The organism is Bathymodiolus azoricus thioautotrophic gill symbiont, assembly GCF_001298715.1.
GTDB lineage: Bacteria > Pseudomonadota > Gammaproteobacteria > PS1 > Pseudothioglobaceae > Thiodubiliella.
This window is the reverse complement of the sequence record NZ_CDSC02000058.1, coordinates 1-3,367: the sequence shown is the minus strand read 5'-3', so window position 1 is coordinate 3,367 and position 3,367 is coordinate 1. Positions and strand designations below refer to the sequence as shown.

The window sequence follows — 3,367 nt, the reverse complement described above, 5'->3', positions numbered from 1 at the left end:
CCCATATTTTTTAACAAACAACCCAAGTTTTTACTTGGGTTGTTTGCTATATGGCAAACAAAAAGTTAAAAAATCTCTAAAATGAAGGGCGCCCAAAAAACCTAGTGCGATTTATCTGCAAGGAGGCTATGCACTGAAATGCAGAAAATAGTGTATTTTTACCTAAAAATAAGAAAAATAGCCCGCTCCCGCCATTTGACGAGTTTTTTTTTAAGTAAACCTTTTTAGAATATTGCTGGGTGACGCTGACTCTGCTAGGACAAGGTTTAAAGAAATCACCAATTGGGCAAAAATTGGATTTTGCCAATCATCCCTATTTGTACAAAGGTCTCCTGTGGTTTTTTCAGTTGTCTTAGGTTGAGCAAAGACTTATTAAGTGAACCTCGGTATAATTAACACCAGTTATTAAAATAAAAAATAAAAATTCTATGGTAAAAATAGCAGTAACCGGTGCATTTGGGCGTATGGGGCAAACCATTATTAAGGCAATTGAGCAAACCGATGGCATGGCATTGGGTGTTAAACTGGATAAGGGTGATGATCTAAATGCTGTATTGGATCAATTTGAGGTGTTGATTGATTTTACTCGTCCAGAAGCCACACTTGATTATCTTGCCATTTGCTTGTCTGCAAATAAAGCAATGGTTATTGGCACCACAGGTTTTGATGATGCTGGTTTGGCAGCTATTAACAGTGCTGCTAAAAAAATGCCAGTGGTGTTTGCGCCTAATATGAGTGTTGGCGTTAATCTTTCGTTGAAATTATTGGACATGGCAGCTCGTGTGATTGGGGATGATTCCGATATTGAAATCGTTGAAGCGCACCATCGTTATAAAGTGGATGCACCATCAGGTACTGCGTTGAAGATGGGCGAAGTGGTGGCGAATGCTTTGGGTAGAGATTTGTCCAAATGTGGCGTGTATGGACGAGAAGGCATTGAAGAGCCACGTAATAAAGAGACAATTGGTTTTTCTACTATTCGCGGTGGTGATGTGGTGGGTGAGCACACTGTGAGCTTCTTTATGGAAGGTGAGCGGGTAGAGATCACCCACAAAGCCTCATCAAGAATGACTTTTGCCAATGGTGCAGTGCGTGCAGCAAATTGGCTAAAAGGTGAGCCCGCTGGCTTATATTCCATGAAAGATGTATTAAAAATATAACAAAGGACTATAAATATGAAAACACATTTACATAAAATACCGCTTATTTTATTGGCAATTTACATGATTTTATTCATTATATTGGCAATCAATCCCTATGATCGAGTAACTTGGTGGGCGGAAAATATCCCAGTTTTAATCGTTGTCGGTCTTTTGTTGCTGACTTATTCTCGCTTCAAATTTTCGAATTTTTCTTATTTTTTAATGACTTTATTTTTGTGCTATCACACCGTTGGCGGGTATTATACTTTTGAATTGGTGCCTTTTGATTGGGGCAATCAGCTGTTATCCAAATTAAAGCTTGATTTTATTCTCCCTGAGGGGCGTAATAATTTTGATCGCTTGGGGCATTTCTTAGTAGGTGTTTTTGCCTATCCTGTGGTTGAGATTAGCTTGAGAAAAAAGTGGGTTGCTAATAAGGGTGTTGCATTTGTTTTTGCTGTCTTTGCCTTAGGTTTTTGGGCAGCAAGTTATGAGGTTATTGAGATGTATTATGCCGTTTTAGAAGGCGGTAAATCTGGCGCGGCATTTTTAGGCTCACAAGGCGATATTTGGGATGCACAAAAAGATATATTGATGGACATCGTAGGGGGTTGTGTGTTTGGATTATTAGCGCTGTTTAGTCAGCGCTACTGGAGGGGCTAACCATGCTATATGCCATTATGTCACAGGACAGTAAAGATTCGTTAACAAAAAGAATGTCGGTGCGTCCAGCACACATTGAGCGTTTAAATACACTTAAAAATGAAGGGCGCTTAATTTTAGCGGGACCGCATCCTGCGATTGACAACAACGAACCAGGCGAAGCAGGGTTTACCGGTTCATTGGTGGTGGCGGAGTTTGACTGTCTTGAAGAGGCGCAAACTTGGGCAGATGCTGACCCGTATTTAGCATCAGGTGCTTATGAAAGCGTCATCGTCAAGCCCTTTAAAAGGGTGTTGCCATGAGTTTGTTATTTCGTCCTTTATTTGAAAAGATAAGCTCAACTTATACCTATTTATTGGCAGATGTAGACACCAAAGAGGCGATTATTATTGACGCAGTGGATGAAACTCAGCAACGCGATATTGGCTTGATTGAAGAATTAGGCTTGGATTTAAGATACATTGTCGAAACCCATGTGCATGCTGATCATATTACCAGCTCATGCCCTTTGAAGCAAAAATTTAAAAATGCCAAAATTGTGCTTGGCGCGGCTAATCCAGTTGCTTGTGCTGATATTTTAATCAAAGAGGGCGAAAGTCTAAATTTTGGTTCACACCAGATGGTTGCAATGACAACGCCAGGTCATACGGATGGCTGTATGTCGTATGTGGTTGATGATAAAATTTTTACAGGGGATGCTCTGTTGATTAGGAGCTGTGGTCGGTGCGATTTTCAAGGTGGTTCGGCAGAAAAATTATATGCTTCCATTCAAAAGATGTTTACACTACCTGATACAACTTGCGTGTATCCCGCCCATGATTATGGCGGTAGAACAGTGAGTTCTATTGAGGAAGAAAAGCAATTTAATGAAATGATTGGCAATGGTGTTGATAAAGAGGAGTTTGTTCGTCGTGTTAATGCAATGGTGCTAGATTTACCTAAAAAAATTCATGTTGCTGTACCAGCGAATCAAGTATGTGGTTCTAAAATTGTGGCAGACTGATGGTTAATGGCTATTCATTAGACCCACATCCAAGAGCAAATTTTGCCAAAGAGCAGTTTGCCGTGGTACGTATTCCACGAATAAAGCGTGAGCGTGTGCCAGCAACTAGCGTTGAAATCGTTGAAGATTTAGAAACTGCCATGATGCAAGCCAATCCCAATAATAAATTTTATGCCGCTAAAGTAGCAGGTCCAGCGCGCTCGTCTGAAGGCACGATGCTTTATTATATTGTTGAAATGTATAACACATAACATAATGCGGTGGTTGTATTTGTTTCTCCCAGTGGTTTGTTACAGTTATAATTCGCCATTATGAAATACGATGTTGTTGTTATTGGTGCAGGCGCAGCAGGGCTAATGTGTGCCTCACAAGCACAGCAGCGTGGACGCAAAGTTTTACTCATAGACAAGTCGAATAAAGCAGGCAAAAAGATTTTGATTTCAGGTGGCGGTCGTTGTAATTTTACGAATTTTCACATTGACCCAAAAGCCTATATTTCTAACAACCCTCACTTCGCTAAATCTGCGTTATCGCACTATACGCAATGGGATTTTATTGC

At 40.4% G+C, this 3,367-nt stretch carries 6 protein-coding genes; all 6 read left to right on the top strand.

Translation table 11 applies throughout. From position 1 onward, the window contains the following. The first annotated feature begins 428 nt into the window (after positions 1-428). Complete coding sequence (gene dapB / locus BAZSYMA_RS01090; protein ID WP_090714684.1) at positions 429-1,160, top strand: 4-hydroxy-tetrahydrodipicolinate reductase; 732 nt, start codon at positions 429-431, stop codon at positions 1,158-1,160. 15 nt (positions 1,161-1,175) lie between these two features. After that, a complete protein-coding gene (locus BAZSYMA_RS01085; protein WP_237731626.1) occupies positions 1,176-1,805 on the top strand; it encodes a DUF2238 domain-containing protein in 630 nt (209 codons plus the stop codon). 2 nt (positions 1,806-1,807) lie between these two features. Then, positions 1,808-2,107 carry a YciI family protein gene (locus BAZSYMA_RS01080; RefSeq protein ID WP_090714682.1) on the top strand — a complete coding sequence of 100 codons (300 nt, stop codon included), beginning with the start codon at positions 1,808-1,810 and terminating at the stop codon, positions 2,105-2,107. Next, complete coding sequence (locus BAZSYMA_RS01075) at positions 2,104-2,808, top strand: MBL fold metallo-hydrolase (RefSeq protein WP_090714680.1); 705 nt, start codon at positions 2,104-2,106, stop codon at positions 2,806-2,808. The genes BAZSYMA_RS01080 and BAZSYMA_RS01075 overlap by 4 nt, the downstream gene beginning before the upstream one ends. After that, complete coding sequence (locus BAZSYMA_RS01070; protein ID WP_090714678.1) at positions 2,808-3,059, top strand: hypothetical protein; 252 nt, start codon at positions 2,808-2,810, stop codon at positions 3,057-3,059. Before BAZSYMA_RS01075 ends, BAZSYMA_RS01070 begins: the two co-directional genes overlap by 1 nt. A 60-nt stretch (positions 3,060-3,119) precedes the next feature. Next, the coding region (locus BAZSYMA_RS01065; RefSeq protein WP_241502513.1) for an FAD-dependent oxidoreductase at positions 3,120-3,367 on the top strand (248 nt) is incomplete at its 3' end.